10 protein-coding genes and 1 pseudogene are annotated in these 20,083 nt (G+C 34.9%); 3 read left to right on the plus strand and 8 right to left on the minus strand.

Annotated features, from left to right (window positions below; translation table 11 throughout):
* Positions 1–11: 11 nt before the first annotated feature.
* Both H5J24_RS13235 and H5J24_RS13240 read right to left on the minus strand, forming a co-directional pair.
* Positions 12–10,190: a SpvB/TcaC N-terminal domain-containing protein gene (locus H5J24_RS13235; RefSeq protein WP_082811152.1), complete on the minus strand. Its 10,179-nt coding sequence runs from the start codon at positions 10,188–10,190 to the stop codon at positions 12–14.
* A gap of 11 nt (positions 10,191–10,201) precedes the next feature.
* Positions 10,202–11,578, minus strand: a complete 1,377-nt coding sequence (locus H5J24_RS13240) for a T9SS type A sorting domain-containing protein (protein WP_167386990.1) — start codon at positions 11,576–11,578, stop codon at positions 10,202–10,204.
* A 505-nt stretch (positions 11,579–12,083) separates the two neighbouring features.
* On the opposite strand from H5J24_RS13240, the gene H5J24_RS13245 reads away from it, so the two are divergent.
* Positions 12,084–12,374 carry a DUF1272 domain-containing protein gene (locus H5J24_RS13245; protein ID WP_068942795.1) on the plus strand — a complete coding sequence of 97 codons (291 nt, stop codon included), beginning with the start codon at positions 12,084–12,086 and terminating at the stop codon, positions 12,372–12,374.
* A 62-nt stretch (positions 12,375–12,436) separates the two neighbouring features.
* Here H5J24_RS13245 and H5J24_RS13250 read toward each other — a convergent pair whose 3' ends face one another.
* The 6 genes and pseudogenes from H5J24_RS13250 to holA form a co-directional block, all read right to left on the minus strand.
* Positions 12,437–12,808: a VOC family protein gene (locus tag H5J24_RS13250; RefSeq protein WP_068942794.1), complete on the minus strand. Its 372-nt coding sequence runs from the start codon at positions 12,806–12,808 to the stop codon at positions 12,437–12,439.
* Between the two features lie 138 nt (positions 12,809–12,946).
* The gene (locus tag H5J24_RS13255; RefSeq protein WP_068942793.1) at positions 12,947–14,623 is read right to left on the minus strand and encodes an alpha/beta hydrolase; all 1,677 of its coding nucleotides are present in this window, start codon (positions 14,621–14,623) and stop codon (positions 12,947–12,949) included.
* A 36-nt stretch (positions 14,624–14,659) separates the two neighbouring features.
* Positions 14,660–15,505 carry a helix-turn-helix domain-containing protein gene (locus H5J24_RS13260; protein ID WP_068942792.1) on the minus strand — a complete coding sequence of 282 codons (846 nt, stop codon included), beginning with the start codon at positions 15,503–15,505 and terminating at the stop codon, positions 14,660–14,662.
* 141 nt (positions 15,506–15,646) lie between these two features.
* On the minus strand, positions 15,647–16,024 hold the full coding sequence (locus H5J24_RS13265) for a VOC family protein (RefSeq protein WP_068942791.1): 378 nt from the start codon (positions 16,022–16,024) through the stop codon (positions 15,647–15,649).
* A gap of 556 nt (positions 16,025–16,580) precedes the next feature.
* Positions 16,581–17,522 carry a thioredoxin-disulfide reductase gene (gene trxB, locus H5J24_RS13270; RefSeq protein WP_068942790.1) on the minus strand — a complete coding sequence of 314 codons (942 nt, stop codon included), beginning with the start codon at positions 17,520–17,522 and terminating at the stop codon, positions 16,581–16,583.
* Between the two features lie 275 nt (positions 17,523–17,797).
* Positions 17,798–18,834 (minus strand): annotated as a pseudogene (gene holA / locus H5J24_RS13275) (DNA polymerase III subunit delta).
* Positions 18,835–18,841: 7 nt separating this feature from the next.
* Between holA and H5J24_RS13280 the strand changes: the two are divergent.
* Positions 18,842–19,273 (plus strand): type I restriction enzyme HsdR N-terminal domain-containing protein, encoded by a 432-nt coding sequence (locus H5J24_RS13280; RefSeq protein ID WP_068942788.1) that lies wholly within the window; start codon positions 18,842–18,844, stop codon positions 19,271–19,273.
* 33 nt (positions 19,274–19,306) lie between these two features.
* Positions 19,307–19,921 (plus strand): HAD family hydrolase, encoded by a 615-nt coding sequence (locus H5J24_RS13285; RefSeq protein ID WP_068942787.1) that lies wholly within the window; start codon positions 19,307–19,309, stop codon positions 19,919–19,921.
* Positions 19,922–20,083 lie beyond the last annotated feature (162 nt).

Genomic DNA, 20,083 nt, shown 5'->3' on the forward strand with positions numbered 1-20,083 from the left:
TTGATAAAAAACTATTTAAGATTAGGAGCGCTATTAGATTTTTCATATGTTACAGATTTAGTTCCACTACTTGGAGTGTTTATATACATTTTTCCGGTTGATTTATCAAATAATAATGAATAACCAGATTTGTTAGTATTAAAATTATTTATTAAATCAAGTGCCTGTTCTGGATTCCCCTCTTGATAATATGAATTCATTATTAATTGTGAAAAATATGCTACTTCACCTTCTTGATGGGTTGTTGATGATTCTTTAAAAGTCCAATGATTAACAGCTTTATTAGCAACCACCGCATGAGAATAAAAAGTAGAAGCTTCAATATTATGATTATCATCATATTTGTGCATATTTTCATGATATGCAATATTCATTAAATCATATTTATTATTCACCATAGGATGCAAATAGCCATTCTTTTGTGCATTAAAAACAATACCTCCTTCATTATTATAGTATGCAGTAGAGTTATTACTTCTTTCCGAAGTTGTACTAATATTTGTTGCCCCAATTTTTGAGCCATAATAGGCAATAACATTTTTACTTGCCTTCATATTAAATTCATAATTTTTAGCCATTGGAAGATTTCCTAATAATAAAGATTTATTCTTATGAACCAAAGTAATATATTTAGATCCATTATTGACAACTCTATTAATACTACCATCATTATTTAAATAAATGATATCTTTAGGAGCCATACCATCAGGATCAGTAAATCTAACTGGGTTATCAAAAGTATAAACATACGGATTCCAGTTAGGCATTTTCCCTGCCAAAGGATCCACTCCATACCAAAAACTTAATCTCGGATTAAAATATCTTGCCCCATAATAATACAATCCTGTTTCGGAATCCAGTTCTTTTGCATTGAATTTATAAGGGTTATCATATTTTCCAGTAACCTTTTGCTCTACAAATGTTTCTCCGAATGGTAAATTTAAGAAAAATTGGCTTGCAACCCCATTATCATCAGTCACAAAATTTGCTGTGCCAAGCTGGTCCCCATGAAGATAGAACAAACCTGCCTGAGCCGGTGATATAGTCAACGCTGCTTCAATACTGGTATTATCAATACCTGCTTTGTCAAGATAAGTCTTGAAATCTCCTTCCAGATCAGGTGCTTCATCTTTTGAGATATCTTTCATTGCATCAGGAGCCATTCTTGAAAGAACGCCGCTGGCGTTTTTAGACACACGACTAGCAATTCTCTGGCTTCCAATATAATAATGATTAGTATAAGCACCCTCAGAACTTACTACAAGATATGGACTTGGATAAAGAGTATATCCTTTCAGTTCCAATTTACCATCTACCAATACTCCATTTTGATAGAGCTTTGGTCCACTTTTCAGGTTATATTTAATAATCCTATCCCCATTATCATCATAAGCATGATACTGAAATACATCTTCATCTTTAGAAAAATAGGCCTTCATATTATCTTCTTCATCCCAAAACATCTGTCTACGCTTACCTGAGGATATATTTTCTACAGGATTTCCATTGAGATCATATGTAAGACTTTCGGAGGTAGAATTATTCAGATTGGATACTGTAATCGCCTGATGTGTTCCATTTTTGTAGGTATAAGAGTTATTATAAGTATTCAATGTATTAGTAACCCCTGATACGGAATGCGTTTGCCTTTTTGTATTGATTCCACCTGCTGATGTATAAGTAAGGAAAGTTTCATAGCTTGCATTCATATTACTCGGATCCATTGGTTCTTTTATATTCTTTAGCATAGCACCCACTGAATAAGTAAGGCGATTTAAACTGTCATATGCGTAGCCAAGATAATAGTTCCCTCCTAATTGATTAGGCGTAATATTTCCTGAATTGGTATTGCTGATGATATTCCCTACAAAATCATAATCATATGCATTCTGTAAAAATGTGGTATAGTTATCCTTTATAAGGGAATGAACTCTTAATTGTCTTTTTTTAGGGGTATAGGTAAATGTTGAATAGGTATTATTTCCATTGAGTATTTTTGTTCTCTGCTCAAATTCATCATACTGAATATCCTTTACATAGTCTCCTAGATTACTTTTTACAGATTTAACATTTCCTCCTAAGTCATAATTATATTCTACTGATTCCCCATCTGCATACGTAATATTTTTTATACGATTCCAGCTGTCATAGATGTACTTTGTAGTAAAGGTTGATGGTGCTGAAATATATACCCCCATTACCCTCCTTCTCTCTGTACTTACTTCACCCATATCACCATAAGTATAGTTCACATCTCCTGTACCGTCTTTCTTAGTAACTACCTTTCCTATTCCATTACCTGTAGTTCCATAAGTATATTTAACATTGGCAGGATTTACAGCTCCGTTAGGCAAATCAGTATAGATGATCTCTGTCAATCTATTAACATTATACCGATACCTTATTCCCATCCCTGTATTGAGAAGATTAGCTGTTGATTTACCTTTGATTTGACCTGCCTTATCATATCCTATATTTGTTAATCCTCGATCAGGATGTAGCTCCTGTGTTCTTCTTCCGCCAAGGTCATAAGTATAGGTTGTAGTCTTATTCTCAGGATCCGTGCTTGTTAATAGTTGCCCTACAGCATCGTATTTAAATGTTGTAACAAGAGGCTGGGTCCCTAAATAATTTCTAGACACTATCACCTTCCCTTCAGCATTGCTAAGGTTCTCTGATTTAAGATTAGTGCTTAGATTCTGTTCTTTTGTTATTGTTTTCTTGAATAAAGCTCCCTCAATATCATAAGAACTGATGGATATACGACCTTCTTCATCCCATTCTTTTACAACCCTTCCAAGAGCATCATACTCAACGGTACTGAAATAGGGTGAAAGGCTTGTTTTCAGTTTTTTGTTTAACACCGCATCCTTGGCTTCAAATGTTGATTGATATTGCTTAACAGGTCTTCCAAACACATCATATTCTGTCATACCTGAAACAGACATTTTCTCGTCTGCTCCAATCTGAATATCTTTTTTAACCTGAACGGTTCTCCCCATACAATCCGCAAATGTTATCGTTTCTATTGGATTATTCGGATGATCCGGATCATAATTTTGTGTAGTAGAAGTATAAAGATTTATCTGATTGTTATTTGCTGAGAAAGGATTCATGGAATAGTTATACTTTACGGTATAAGGAGAAATACCATTTTCTTTTGGTCCCAGTATGGTGGTAAGCCTTCCATAGTCATCATAGGTATACTTGATTTTATGACCTGCAGCATCCGTAGATTCTATAAGGCTATCCCAGATCGGATCATATATTGACGAGGAAAATACTCCAAAACTATCTGTTACTTTTATTACATATTTATTCAATATATCATAGTCATAATTTAAAATATATCCCACTGGATTTTTGACTGACTTTATATTTCCAAAGGAATCGTAAGTATAATTGGTTTCAGCAGTTTCAGTATTGTTTAGTTTTACCATAACTTTCATTAAGACTCCCGTATTAGGATCTATTTGTGAATTACGCTGCCTCATCATCGTATTGCTGTTATTAAATACTTTAATCTCTGAAGGAATATTAAGAATATTTTTTGCTGTTAGAGTAGCAATATCATGATACATCATTGTAGTAAAGTAGCTACCTAACGGATCATTGCTGGCATATCTAAAAGCAGTAAGCTGCCCTTTATCATTATAGGTCATTGTAGAACTCGTAGTTAGCGTCCCTCCACTTTCTAACTTTGAATTCACTGTAACTGTAGGAAGAATAACAGTCATTTTATTTCCCTTAGTTCCACCCGTGTCATAGCTTTCAAAATCCTGCTCAGGGAGTTCTGCCAGCTGAGTATAATTGTTTACGTATTTATACTGTTTATACTGATTTATTGTAATCCCTTTTAATGTAGCAGGGCCCATATAGGAATCCGTTTTTCTAGGCAGTCCATTATTATAATAAGTACTGTTATAAAAACTTTGGGCTGTTTTACTATACACATTCGTTCCCTTCATATTTTCAGTAATGACTTCACTAAATCCATAATGACTTCTTTCCCTTCTGTCGTATCTGGAGTTCAGGTAGGTGAAACGGGCTACCATATCCTTTTCCAGGGTTGGCTGTGTATAAGTATTTGAATCTACATTAGGATTCAATATTGTAACCTCCTTCATCACCAACCTTGCATTCGGATCGTTATAAGTAGGCGTTGTAAACTCATAGTCAATAACAAAGCTTCCGTTCGTGGCAACTTCCGTCACTTTAGCAAGCTTATTGGTACGCCCAACATTAGAATAATTTACCTGCAAACCATTATCATGATTTATCACAAGATCCGGGAAACCATCTCCATTGATATCCCTAAGGCCTTTATTGATTTCAGACATAGATACCCCAATATTAGCACTCATATCTGCTCCTGCTCTAAAATAAAGGATGGTAACCCCAAATAGCCAAACAATTGGAATATTCAGATAAAACCCACCATTTAGAGTTAAAGCTCCATTGTATGTTGCACTGTCATTACCAAGATTAACAGAGCCGTCAGCTCTTGATAAACTTTGTGGTGACTCAAACCTGTTTCCTGAGTTATAACTCACAGATGTATAACCCATTTTGTCTGTTGATAAAAGATCCACTAATCCATCTCCATTCACGTCCTGAAGAGAAACTTTACTACTTCCTGTTGAAGATGAGCCGGTAAGACTTCCAGAAACTCCCCAGCCGGCACTGAATGTAGAAGTAGCCGCAAGCATTCCCGAAAGGCCACCTCCTATACTAACAGATGTTGCCCCTACAGGAGCTGAAGAAGACATAGCTAAATCAGGAAATGGCTCGAAGGCATTGTCAATTCTTCCATTACCATAATTCAGTTTATATTGCACTTGTCCATCAACAACTTCAACTCTATCTGGAAGCCCATCACCATTAATATCCATCCAGTATTTCTGTGCCTTATCATAAGAATTGGTAAAATCAGAAAAGCTTGTTCCACCTGACCAAGAAGGTGAAGTATCCGGTTTTGAATCTGAATCTGTATTATTTGTATTTCTTCCAACGGTCTTCACTGCTGAAACACTAAACGCAATTGTATTAGTGCTTTGAAAGCTATCACTATTAGAAATAACAGAATCTGCATTATTCTCCAGGTTTCTGCCTTGTGATCCATTAAGCCCGCCTAACGAGTTGGTAAGCTGAGACTCTGTTCTGTACAGCATATCAGGATAACCATCTCCGTTGACATCAAAAAAGTCCTGTGTATTGATATTTCCATACCCTCTTAATTCTGAAGTAGATTTTGAGATCACTGGAATACCAATTCCCCAGTTAGTTGTCTTTGCTTTACTTTTTTGCTTTTTCTCTATAGCATACATACTTGTACTTGCATTTCCTGCCACCTCAACATCCGCTTCATCCGGATCATCATCTACAAAAAACGGAGCCATTGTTTCTTCATCCCTGAATGAAGCAGGTTTTGAAAACTGCTCTGTAAAACCATTATTAATCCACTTCTCAACCAATACATTATTTTCTTTTGCTTTATAGGTTGTCATAGGAACAATAGGATTAAATCCTGCAAGTATGTTGGTATTCGCCATACTCTGAAAATCTGCCTGAACAATATCTCCAATACATTCTCCATACTCATTTTGATCTGTTATTCCATCACATGATCCAAAATCATAATTGAACTGTCCGAATGGGGAATCCAGGAATTCACTATTAATCAAAGCCCCATACGAGTCTCTTGGAGTATCGGAATTTACTACATAATCCGGAGTGGTTACACCAGATGGCTGAGTTGGAATATCTCTTGGGCCGGTAGGTGGATTCAGTTGGTTTTGTGTTCTCTTAACATCTTTGCTTTCGTTGTAAATAAATTGTCCCCAGTTATGGTATACTGCACTTATACTATTGAATTCAGCAGTATTTAATGCAGTCTCTTCAGTAGACCCTAAATAAGTATTAGATCCATAATGGATATTAAACATATTTTTTTGAAGCTGGGATTTTAAAGCTTCATATGCATCTCTATCCTTTCGGGTATTACAGTATACTACAATATCAATTTTATCTTCCAGTTTAACCGCCTGATATGGGTTACCTGTGTAGAATGGAATGGGACCAGTACCATTTAATGAAGTTTCTGTAAGACCTGTGTAAGAAATTTTCACCCATCTTTTCCCTAAGACATGCCCATTTTTCTTGATTACATAAAAAAAGCTTCCCAATAATGCAGGTGAGAAACCAAAATTTTGATTAAGTGAAATATAATAATCATTAATTCCTCCTGGCATATTTCCCAAATCAGCTACATGAAATTTCTTTTTAAAATCCCTAACATAGTAAGAAGGATAACTTGCAACATCATAAGCTTTAGCCCCATATTGTGTTACCAGAATATTTTTCCATTCAAGATCCTTATGCATATATGAATCCGATTCCACAGAGAATTTCAGATGATACTCTCCCATTGGCGTTGAGTAATTCATATCTACAGCATCAATATCTACAGGACCGGCAGACTCACTATAGGTTTTTGTATAAAGCACGATAATATTGGAAGGACCTGAAGTTACCACTTTTGAAAGGGTTATCTTAAAAGTAACATTATCATTCAAACGGGGAACAGTAAATCCTGGAATACTGATTGAACCTGAGCCAAGCACATCACATTTTAATGTTTTTGTAAGATTATTCAGGAAATATTTATCTTCATACCTCAGGTTATTAGGCTGAAAACCGTCCAATTCTTCCTGGGCAGTATCTGGAATTGCCACTCCCTGAGCATTTACATATTGAACGGATGGCGCTGAGTTCACTTCATAATTAACCCCCGCTTTTTTATGCAGCCTAAAGTAAATTTTTTCTCCTGATTCTACATAAATACGACTAGAACTGTCAATACCAAGAGGCGTACCCTGATAGTCATTATAATGTTCAATAGAAATAGGCTGACTAGGATTTCCTCCAATGAGTGTGGTTAGAAACAGTCTTCCATTTTTTGGCTGATAACGAGGATCCAGCATTTCAATTGAATACACAGCTCTTGCCTTCGTCTCCTGCATATCCGTAATGGAAATATTATCTGTAATGGTAACATATCCGGGTTTTGGAGCAATCCATACTCTTACAACATCATTTTTAGCCTTTACCGGCTCTTCTGCCTCATCCCTATCAATATCCTCCGGCTCTGTATAAGGAACAGGAATACTCCCTTTCATCACCATATTCTCCGTCATATCACTTGTTGTAACCATTTCCGGCTGCCCATTGTCGTTTATTCTATTAAACCAGACTTTATCATCCTTAACAACATCAGGCAAGCCATCTGAGTTAGCATCTATCAGATAAACAGGTGTATTGGTTTTACTTTCAGACCAGCTTTTTGTAAAATCAAATCCCATCTTCCACCAGTTGAAAAGAATTGTTGCTCCTGTACTTAATGTACTTCCGGTAGTTTTATTGAAGTTACTATTCAGGTTAAGTACATTGGTTTCAGGGGTATCAAACGAAAGGTTTCCGGCACCATCTAAAGAACCAGGAATCAATCTAATCCCATTATCTCCATTTCTCTTGCGATAGAGAATATCAGCAATACCATCGCCATTAAAATCCAGCAGCTCCTGTCCTCTCTTAATATCAGGATATGATTCTCCAACAAATCCACTTACCATAAAATTCTTGTCTCCCGAAGTATGCGGAGTGAATAATCCAAGCCCCACTCCTATTCTTAGCGACCAACCCCATTCAAAATTGTTATCAGCACTTATCCTTGATGGTGAAAGGGCACCATTTACCGCACCTGAAAAAGCCTCCGGCTTAGGAGCATTAACAACCTTGGCAGGTCCAAAATCCCCTTTAGAAATATCATTATAATATTCGAATTGATAATTAACCCCCGGTCCTTGGAGACCTTTAAGAACTGTTTTATAATATTGCCCTGTATCATAATCAAATGAATACTTTATTTCAGCATGCATATTATCATAATAAACGTTAACAGTACTCAGTTTATCAATTACAACCCTTTTTACCCCTTCTCTGGTGTTAATAGAATAGTCTGGCCGGTTTATATCTGTAGGAGCAAAGCTAACAGTATATGGACCATCGGCATCCCCAACTCCCGAGTACTTAATGGTTGCAATATGAAATACCCGCCCTTTTGCCAGATTAATATTGCCAGAATTAACAGGATATGAATTTGTCTGCAAGATCCTGTTCAAATAGTTGTATTTAATATTATTATTATGAACATCAATTTCTTTTGTAATACCCCATTGTACAATATTACCGTCATCTTTCTTTACTACAGCATTATCACTCACCGTTGTTTCTGTTCCGCCGTAATATTTCTTTGTTCCGTCTGTTGTTGTTACCACCCAGGTATAATCAGACGGATAAGCACCAAATCTTTCAATTTTTATAAAATTATTATTCTTTCTCAGATAGAATCTTTTTGAACCTGATCTGTTTCTGGATTGCCTTGAAATATCCATTGATCCAGGAACGTCAACATGTCTATGAGGAAGATAATCCCCTTCATACATAAGCATTTCACCATCCAATAAGTAAATTTCCGATTCAAAACCTTCATCAAATGCAGGTGTTCCCCATCGGGTATCCAGAGTAATTCCTGAAACGCCTGAAATATCCCAGCCTTCTCCCATCCAGCCATTGCCTTTGCTGCTACTATAGGTTACAGCCAGCTTAGGCTGCATTCCATTGACGCCCCTGGGAATATCAATTGGATAAGACATGGAAGCATCTCCTTTTTGGCTTGCACCAGGTGGAGAAAGCAGCTGAACACGTGCCATAGGATCTCCGGCCTTTAAACCACTGATGCTTGTAGGCGCAAATGAATTCACCGTTGGAGACTCCGGAACGGAAATAATACCATTAATATAGTCATTGTCATTGTCGCTTTCTATAATGACAACCTTTGATTTTTCATCAACAAAGGATGATGATTCTATACGCCACTGCTTCTTTTCATAATCAAAATAAAAAGCTTTGATATCCTGAGGTGAAGTGAGACCCAATAATTTCTCATCATAAGGAATGGAAATTTTCACTTTTTTATTCAGTTTTCCGGAAGTCACAGAAAACCTGTAAGCATTATTACTCAGCGTAACATTTTTAAGTCCCTGAGAGGTCGTGGGAAAATCTTTCTCACGTAACTTAAGAACTTCAACAGAGGCAGACTCTGAGGTTTCCTTATCGATATTTATTTCAAGCCCTTCATATTGATATTTAAATTCTCTGTCCTTAGAAATTTCAATTTTTTGAGGAATAAAATTTCCTTTATCAACTATTTTAAAAGATTTTGTAGCCGCAGGAATTTTATAGGTCTGAACAATACCACCCAACGAAACAGAAAACTGCCCTGACTGCTTTTCCCGATCTGTAAGTTCGATAAGCTTTTCAAATTCTCCATCCTTAACTGTAACAGATTCATTGTTGATTGATACATTATCAGAGTTATGAGCAAATCCTGTAATATAAAGCTTGTTTTCAGACAAAATAGAATTCAGAATAACATGCTGGTTTTGATTTTGGCTGTAATCGAAAACTACTTTTACATTTTTGATCTTATATTTCACTCCTGCCAAAGGTGATGTAAATAGAACCGTATTGGCACCATTTTTCAAAAGATCAGCATTAATTTCTTCTCTCTGATGGTTCCATTTAGCGCTGGGAACAATAATATTTCCTCCCAAAGCAACATTGTGATTCAAAGATCTTGAAACACATTGATAAGACTCAAGTCCAAATAAATCATATTCCAGATATACTCTACTGTTTATAATTTTTTCAGGAATCTCAATAGTAAAAAAGTTATCACTTATCAGATCTTCTTCTTTATTGGAAAATATACCAATAACCCCCTGTTTTTCCTTTGCTTCAAACTCTTTGATAAATTTCGGATTTCTTTTATACCTAACTTCATGAGTTGATGTTTCTGCAATTTCTTGAGAAACTTTCGGATTCATATCTTTATTGGTAACCTCTGATAATAAATGGTCTTTAGATTCAGCTATTTCAGGAAGATCTTTAGTATCTGTAATGGCAAGCTCATTCCCAAAGTTCATTTGCCGCATAAGATCTTTTTTGAATAAACGCACTTTGTATCTGTCTTCCTTGTTAAAGCTCGCAAAAACAAACATACAAGCAAAGAAGAGCGCAAAAATGCATGACTTCCTGGTAATAGGGAGTTTGTTTAAATTAATTTTCATGGTGTGATGTTTTATTCTACTATTAGTTTGAAGGTCTTTATAATTTTCCCATTCTGAGTAAGATTAATCAGATACCCGCTTTGAGTTTTTAAATGGCTTATATAGCTGGTTGATTTTTCATCAATTTTTTCTAATGAGACTAATCTTCCTCCAGCATCATATATGGAGACGGATAGATTTTCCATAGCTGGAAAACGAAGGGTAAATGTTTGACTTGATTTAACGGGATTTGGATAAAGTTCAATTTTTCCATAATCTAAGGAAAGATGATCTGCCCCTATAGTGCTTCCCGATTCTGAATTTTGGGATCTTGGATCCTTTAAAGGACTTATTGCAAAAGTGAACTTTGTAGTGTTTCCACCTTCTTTTTCTGTAATAAAATCTACCTTATTGAAAAAAATATATTTCTCATTTTCAACGCCCTGTATTTTTCTGATTTCCCCGAGTGAATTTTTAAGAAATAACCAATAAGAGATAGACTGAGATTTGGGATTAAGCAGCGCTTTTTCAATTCTTACTTTATAGTCTTTCTTTTGTATGACAGAACCTATAAAGTTAATTTCCCAATTTCTCTTTACAGTGCTAAAGTTTCCATCCTGAACAAGTTGCAGTTCCCTGTTATCATCAGACCAGATTACAAACTCCTGATTATTAAATGTTGCAGCATTTTCTGCATTTGTCCGTTTAATGTCATTTTTACCAATGGTTACAATCTGATCCTGGGTATTTGTAGACTGTTTCTGATAGAGCTCATTGCCATCATCCCGCCCCAACCCTGTTGGCCGGTATTTATATTCTCCATGCTTCTGAGGATCCCATAACTCAGTTCCTTCACTGCTAAAGTATTTTCCTTTTTCCAGTGAAATTCCATATTTTAGAGATAGGTATGAATGGATTTTGTTAAGCTCGTCGGAAGTAGCCATTCTCGTCAGAAAGATCATTTCATAAAGATTCTGATCTGCAAATCGTATTTTTAAACTATCAGAATTTCCTTTTTGAGTATCTGCATTACCAATAAATGTAAACAAACTGGGGCGTTTTCTAAGTTCTATATCATTTTTTCCCCCTTTATGATAATTATTATTGGATAATGACAAGGTTTTCTCCGTGTCCTGCCAAATCATTTCGTCTTCCTTGGAAGAATGAACTAAACTTAATGTATGGCTTTTATCTCTACTATGCCGGATATATTTTTTAAGAAGCTTATCTCTTATACCGCAATGAAAGTTAAGAAGGCTTTCTTCTTTACATTTTAGAGCCTCACGGGAATTAGGAATGACTCTTTCCCACAGTTGAGTTTCTGTTGTGGTTATCAATTGCGAAAAAAGATGCTGAGAACTGAAAAGCAATGCAAAAAGCATAACTTTATGAAAGTTAGGTTCGATCATGGTATTAAGTTTTTTTTCATTACAACCTATAAACATCTTTGCAACAGGACATGAACTATAAATAAGATTCACATATAAGCCTGCTTTCAATAAGATGCCTTAATTTTTTAGGCTGTATTCAATTCCAATATTAAAGAATTATCCAATATCAAACAATAGACAAAATGTTAATATTTTTGCGAATATATTATAAAAACAAATTAAAAATATAAATATATTCAAACAAAACCTTATGAACACAGAAAAAAAATCAATGAAAATCATTTGAATAAAATTCGTATAATTTCTATTAATACCGAATCTAATTTTCTAAAAAAGAATTATATATAATTTAATAAAAGGTACAAAAAAAAACAAGTCACTATTAACCAGCATGACACATTATTTAATTTATACATTTTCTACAAATAACATTTTTCACCCCGTAGAATTCAGTAAATAATCATGAGAATAGTATCAAATTTAGATTAACTTAGTATCTCAAATAATCATATTTACTCAATAAATGTTAGAGATCAGAACCAGCTGCGAAAATTGTCAGAAACCCTTACCCTATGATTCGCCTGAAGCCATGATATGTACATTTGAGTGCACATTTTGTAAAGATTATGTTGACCATATTTTCAAAAATGTCTGCCCCAACTGTGGCGGCGGACTGGAAAAACGCCCCATCAGGCCCAAAAGTCTTCTTGCAAAATATCCCGTAAGTTCAGAAGTGGTATATCAACCCATTAACGAAGCTAAGTTCAAAATTAAACAGGAGAGATTAATTGATATTCCTTTAGGTGAGCGATAAAAACCCTATAATACTTGATTCAAGTTCCTTTTTTTGATCAATTTAAGGTATTTGTATTGAACTTATGATGAAGTCTGCTGTAAGTTAAAAACCGTGCCCGCCGGATCTGTAATCCAGTGCATATTTTCCGGGAGCTCTTCGATTTCATCACAAGTCTCTACCCCATTTGATTGCAGATATTTTGTGGCTTCTTCAACATTGGGAACGGTAAGCTGCAACCAGGTTTCTGAATGCGTATAATTATCTACACAGTCTAACCAAATGATAATGTTCCCGAATTTTACTTCATGAGTCCGGGAAACCGTTGGATTCTCAATTTTCTTCTCCTCCACAGGTAATTTTAAAATGTCTCTGTAAAAAGCAACGGTCTTCTCATATTTATTTTTCGGAATTTTAATGGCGATATTGATTCCTGCTTCAAATTGGATACTCATAGTTAATTTTTTATTTTCATTTTGTTGTATAAAGCTATCAAAATGATTTTTCAGAAAGGTTGTCCTATGGCAAGATTCACTCATAAAAAAACCTGCCTCTTTAGGAGACAGGTAAATTTCCCGGAAATCTGCAGCATCTTATACTTTTATATCAATACAATTGATCCAGACTTGCTCCCGGTCCTGAGTTTTAAAAAAATTCTCAAGTAAGTATTCATGGTTATGTTTTACTTTTTCATTGAAATAAAGCTTTCCGTTGACATATACTTTTACTTTTTCCTTCAGATTCACTACTTCAGGTGAAATATTAATCGAAAAGGATTTAATACCAGAGATCTCAATCCGGAAAGTATTATTCTCATACTTTGCTTTTATTTTACCTGATTTCCTAGGAAAATCAAATGCTTTTTTATCTACGCTCTGCATCTTCAAACTATCATTATCATCATAGGCCAGCCACTTATTGATTTTAAAGTTCAGTTCTTTGTGCCAGTTGGCCTTTTTACTTAATGTATCCAATTTGATGTTGGAGATCCAATCTATATTTCCATATCTTTCATCATCAAACTCCCATGAGATCTCCTTTGGAAATGGATTTCTGTTTCTACTCTTCAGATCTTTAAAAAGGATCTGATAAGCTGGCTCCGATTCGTTAAACTGAGGAAACCAGTGTGGAAATCCATTGTAACGATACTCTTTGTAATCAGCCTGAATCCCATTCATCAGCTTTGAAAAATCATCATTTGCGTTTGGTGGATAATAATAATCCTTATCTGTTGAAAAGCTTATAAACGAACGGTTTTTAATATTTTCTACAAACGTTCCGCCTGTAAAAACTTTAGGATAGGTATTAAATCCATAAAAACCAGCGAATGGTGTGGATTCTTTCATCAGATAAGAAAAAGAACCTGTTGCTCCATTCGAGTGTCCCGCTATAAAAACTTTGTTATCATCAATATTAATCGTCTTTTTAATCTGTTTAAGCATTTCAGGAATCATAAAGAATCCATCATCAGACAGCATCCAGTTATATTTTTTGTCAGCCCTCGGAAAAACCATAATAACATCATTCTGGTCCGCATACTTCTTATAATATCTGTTCCAGCCTCCTAAATTCCAATCCGCCAGCTGATAATCTATCAACTCATTATTTCTTACTGCCCCATGAAGAAAAAACAGCACAGTATATTTCTTTTGAGGATTATAATTTTGAGGAAAATGAATAAAAAATGAAGTGTTAGCAGAATTGTTTATTTTAAATGCAATAGAATAATCACGATCCTTTTTCGGTAGATAAGGATTAAGATTTCTGATCTCTTTGTACAAAGCCTCAGAATCTTTAATTTCCTTTAATCTATTTTCTTTAACACTATAAAATTCATTCTCTTTTTCTTTTAGCTCATCATAAAACTGAGTCTTGTACTTTACTGCCTGCTCCTTCAATGAAGCCCATCTTGGATCTGATAGTAAATTTTTATATTCATTTTCTGCATCATCTTCAAGAATATAATTCCAGCCGGGAAAACTATTCCCGCTTCCTTTTACTGAAGAAAGTGGTATCAGATATTGAAATGCTTTATCATTACTTTTCAGCTTTGAAGCCAGAATGGAGGCATTATATAATCCGTCACTATCCTTATTTTGTGGATAGCTTCTGAATGCCTCTTCATATAAATCAAGCGCTTTTCTATACCCTGCTTCATCTTTAGCTTCATCCATTACTTCTGAGGCCCTTTCTGTTAATGTAGAATAATTTTCCTGAGCTTCCACAAAAAAACCAAACAGAATCATCAGCATTGCTATACCATATTTCATCAATACCATTTATGCAGCAAAACTAATCACAGTAAATCAGAAAAAATTGTAAAAATGGAACATTATTACTGAAGGCAGCAAATGCCAGAAGGTATCTTCCTGACCTAATACAGTTCCTTTCGAAAAAAAAGATTTTGGAGAATTTTGTGTGAGGTTTTTATACGTTTTATTGAAATGAGACTGGTCATTAAAATTAAACTCATGGGCCAGTTCCGTAAAGTTACGGTCAGGATTTTCAAAAAGTTTCTGATTGATGGTCTGCCTGAAAAGGACAATTTCATTGAATTTTTTAACAGAAACACCCAAATGTGCCTGAAAAATCCGGTTTAGATGCTGTCTGCTGAAACCAATTTTCCTTGAAATTTCTTCAACTGAAAAGTCTTCGTAATGGTTGAAAATATAATCAATAGATTTTTCAAGAATTGTATGCTCAAATCTCTTGAATCTTTTCTCAAGAAAACGGTCCAATAAGCTCCCCTGAACTTCAGTTTCTGCAGCGGCGAAAACTTCATTTAATTCATCATGGGTAAAAAAGTCATAATCTGTAATATATTTCGTAAAATCAAGATTTTCATAAAACTGATGGATTCCCAAAGGGGGAAACACCACTACAATTCTATAAACTTTCCCGGATTGTTTCACATGAAGAACTTTTTCCCGGATAGGTGTAAAAATTTGACACGGCGGTGCTTTTTCATCATAAATCACCTCTTTAGTTTCTAACCGGATATGAGATTTATAAAGTGAAATGGAGTTATTGAAGTGCGGAAAACATTGAAACTCATTAATGATATTATTATTTTTAACATCCAGATAATAATAGTCAACATACTTGCTGACAATGGAGTTTTGAGGCTTGAATGTTTTAAAAATTTCCTGCATCTTTTTACACCTGTGTTTTCATAGAATATAGCTTACCATCAAATATACGGAATGCTGTATTACTTCACAACAGTTTGAAATCCGGAAAAACAAAAAACTGCTTCACACAGAAACAGTTTTTATCTTTTATCATTCAATGGGCTACTCTCCTGCCGGCTCAAATAATTCAATTTTATTGCCTTCAGGATCCATAATATGAACAAACTTCCCGTATTCATAGGTTGCAATTTCATCCAGAATGGTGATCCCTTCTTTTTTTAATTCTTCTACCAATGCTTCAATATCCGCCACATGGTAGTTAATCATAAACTCTTTTTCTGAAGGTTCAAAATACTGAGTAGATGCTTTAAACGGGCTCCATAATGTATATCCTTTTTTATCAGAATCTGTTTCTCTCCAATCGAATTTCGCTCCATATGGACTGGTTTCCACTCCAAGATGGGTCTTATACCAATCGTTTACCTGCTCCGGATCTTTGCATTTAAAGAAAATACCTCCTATTGCTGTTACTTTTTTCATGCCTGTTCTTTATTAAGTTTTTTATTAAATCAATTTGAAACTTCACAAATATATCAATGTTTCTGTTACAATACTCTAATTTATTTGAAGGATCAATAAGTGTACAACGTTGGAAATCGCAAAGACACAAAATAAAGTAAAAACGTAATGTTTTAAAGCGCAAAGATTTTATCTCCTATAAAATTGTATGTTGCTAAAATTTGCTTTTATAATCGTTACAAATGTTATTTATGGGTATTGTCATTCCGGTAGGAATTTCAACCTTATAATTAAAATATTAGGGGGCTACATTCCTACCGGAATAACAAACTACATGCGGGATTTTAATTATATAAGAAGATCTGATTCAGCTCGTAATACAAAAGCATTCGTGCATCCTTGGCAAAAAATAAAATATTCCCTTGCTGAGAATCTTTGATTCTCTTGCGCCTTAAAAACAGTCTGTATATTAATTTCTTTGCGCCTTCGCGTTTCCAACAAAAAATTTCGTTATTAACATTAACAACAAAAAAAGCGCACCCAGTGGGTACGCTTTGTATCATTAAAAGCTAAATAACTAGTGTAATTCAGCTAGATATTTTTCTGCATCCATGGCAGCCATACATCCGCTTCCTGCAGCTGTAATAGCCTGTCTGTAGATATGATCCTGAACATCACCCGCAGCAAAAACTCCAGGAAGATTTGTTCTTGTAGATCCTTTTTCTGTTACAATATATCCGTTTTCATCAAGATCTACCTGACCTACGAAGATATCCGTATTCGGTTTGTGACCGATGGCGATGAAGATTCCCTCAACATCTACCTTAGAAGTTTCCTGAGTCTGGTTATTGATAATGACCGCTCTTTCTACCAAGCTGTTCTCACCTTCAATTCCAATCAGCTCATGGTGAAATTTCACTTCAATATTCGGAGTACTTTCTACTCTATGAACCATTGCTTTTGAAGCTCTGAAAACATCTTTTCTTACTAATAATGTTACTTTTTTACAAAGTTTAGCAAGATAAGTAGCTTCTTCAGCCGCTGTATCTCCTGCTCCTACCACTACTACATCTTTTCCTCTGTAGAAAAATCCGTCACATGTAGCACAAGCGGAAACCCCGCCGCCTGCATATTTTTTTTCATCATCAAGACCTAAATATTTTGCTGTAGCTCCTGTAGAAATGATTACTGATTTTGCTAAAATCTCTTTATTTCCAGCGTATAATTTGTGAACACCGCCTACTTCTGTTGAGAATTCAGCTTTAGTGATCATTTCGTAATGTACTTTGGTTTCAAATCTCTCGGCCTGCTTTTGCAGATCCATCATCATTTCAGGACCTGTAATTCCTGCTGGATATCCTGGAAAGTTATCAACCTCAGTAGTTGTAGTTAATTGTCCGCCCGGCTCCAAACCTGTATACAATTCAGGTTTTAAGTCTGCTCTTGCTGCATAAATAGCAGCTGTGAAACCAGAAGGCCCAGATCCAACGATCACACAATCTAAAATGTTTTGCTCCATAATTTACTTGTTCGAAAAAAGATATAATTAAATTAAGACCGCTAATTTCGTAATTTTTGTTGTCTTTTTAAAGTTATTTTAATGATAGTTGTCAATAAGAGATATGCGGATTGTCAATGAGGGTACGGGATGCGGGTTTAGGTTTAGATCTGGTACTTTATATTTAAGACCTAATATTCTTTGTCTATCATCTATCCGTCTATTATCTACTTGTCTTAAATCTAGCATTCACTTTACCCTTTCACTCTAAAACGCTCCTACTCTCAAACATAAAATCAAACCTTCATTTTAATCTTGTCCACATTTATAATCTTATACACCAATTCCTTAATTAGCTCTGCTTCTCCCATATTCACTGCCCCTAATCCTTTTCCTTTCATATCAAACTCTCTCAGGATAGAAATGACTCTTGTGGCATGCTTTAAAGGGTACAATCTTGCACTTTCTGCATAATCTTTCACAAAATAAGGATTCACTCCCATTTGAGAGGCTATAGTTTGTGGGGACTGTCCTGCCATCGTCTGATAAATAATCACATTGGAAAAATAGTTATACAGACTGGCCAGCATCATCACGAAAGGATTGTTCTTTGGATTTTTGCCCATAAAATGGGCTATTTTAAAGGCTGCATTGGCATTTTTTGTCCCCAATGCCTTCTGAAGTTCAAAAATATTGTATTCTTTGCTGATTCCGATATGGTTTTCAACAATGTTTCCATCCAGGACTTCTCCTTCTTTAAGGATGATCTTCAGCTTGTTCAGTTCGTTGGCAATTCTTGAAAGGTCATTTCCAAGATATTCTGCTAAAAGATGAGAAATATTAGGAGCTGTTTTGATCTTAAGTTTTACACATTCATCAGAAATCCATTTCGGAAGGTTGTTTTCTCTTACAGATTCGCTGAGAAAAAGGGCATTGGCTTTATCCAAAGCTTTAGCCGCCTTTTTCTGCTGTCCAGTTTTTTATGTTTATGAGCAAAAACCAATACTGTAGAAGGAACAGGGTTTTCAACATACGCATCCAGAATTCTGTTTTCTTCTTCATTAAATTTCAAATCCTGAGCTTCTTTTACAATAATTACCTGTTTATCTCCCATCATAGGAAACTGTCTTGCCAGAGAAAGCACTTCCTGATAAGAAGTATCTTTTCCGTAAGTAACGGTTTGGTTAAAGGCCTTTTCATCCTCTTCCAAAAAATTGTGTTCAAGGGCTTTTACGGCAACATCAATAAAGTAGGCTTCTTCTCCGTGGAAAAAATAAATAGGTAAAACTTCTTTATTTTTAATATTTTTGAGGATTAAATCTAATTCTTTCATCTTACTAATGGAACTTCCAAAACTGAATTTTCAGGAAACTTTTGATTTTAAATTCAAGAAAGACAAAGATAAGTTTTTTATTTATGATTTGGTTCGTAAAACTTATCTTCTGCTCACTCCTGAGGAATGGGTAAGGCAGCACTGGATCCACTATTATCTTACTGTAAAATCCTACTCTGCATCGGCTTTAATTACTGAAAAAAAGATTGTTCTCAATGGTTTAACCAAAAGAATTGATCTTTTAGTTACCGAAAAAACAGAACCCATCATTCTTATCGAATGTAAGGCCCCGCAAATCAAGCTAACAGAAAAAACATTTGAGCAGACTGCCCGGTACAACTCCATTATCGGAGCTAAGGAAATTATTTTAACCAATGGATTACAGCATATTAATGCTTATTATGAAAATGAGCAGTATGTATTTTATAGGCCAGACTAAATCTCAGGTAAAAATTAAACAACAAATATCAATATGAAAATTAAAAATATAGTATTCGATTTCGGAGGTGTACTCATGGATTGGGATCCTAGATATTTCTTTAAAGATTATTTCAATGATGATGAAAAAATGGAATACTTCCTGGAAAATATTGCTCAGGATGAGTGGAATATTGAACAAGACAGAGGAAGAAGCCTTTCAGAGGGTACAGAAATTCAGGTAAAAAAATTTCCGGAATGGGAAAAGGAGATCAGGGCTTTTTATGACAACTGGACCGTAATGCTGAAAAGCGATATTCCTCAAAATGTTGATATTTTAAGAAAATTAAAAAATACAGATTATCAGCTATTTGGATTAACCAACTGGTCTGCAGAAACCTTTCCTTATGCATTGGAAAATTATGACTTCTTCCAGCTTTTTGATGGGAAAATTGTGGTTTCCGGAACAGAAAAACTGATTAAGCCTGATCCTAAAATCTGGCATGTTTTACTGGAAAGATATAACATTCAGGCAGCAGAGTCTGTTTTTATTGATGATAATCCAAAGAATATTGAAATGGCAAAATCGCTGGGATTCAATACCATTCACGTTCTGCCGGATACAGATCTGAAACAGGAACTATCTCATTTGGGTGTTGAAATTCAGTAATTTTATTATAAATAGTAAAAAAATCCTCAGTTAAGTTATTTTTATTAATTTGGCTGAGGATTTTTTATGAATATGAGAAAAATTTTACTTTTATTTTTATTTTTATTTGTTATTACAAGCTTTCATGCACAAAATATTGAAAACCCGGAAGCATTCAAGAAA

The sequence above is a fragment of the Chryseobacterium capnotolerans genome, from assembly GCF_021278965.1.
Lineage (GTDB): Bacteria > Bacteroidota > Bacteroidia > Flavobacteriales > Weeksellaceae > Chryseobacterium > Chryseobacterium capnotolerans.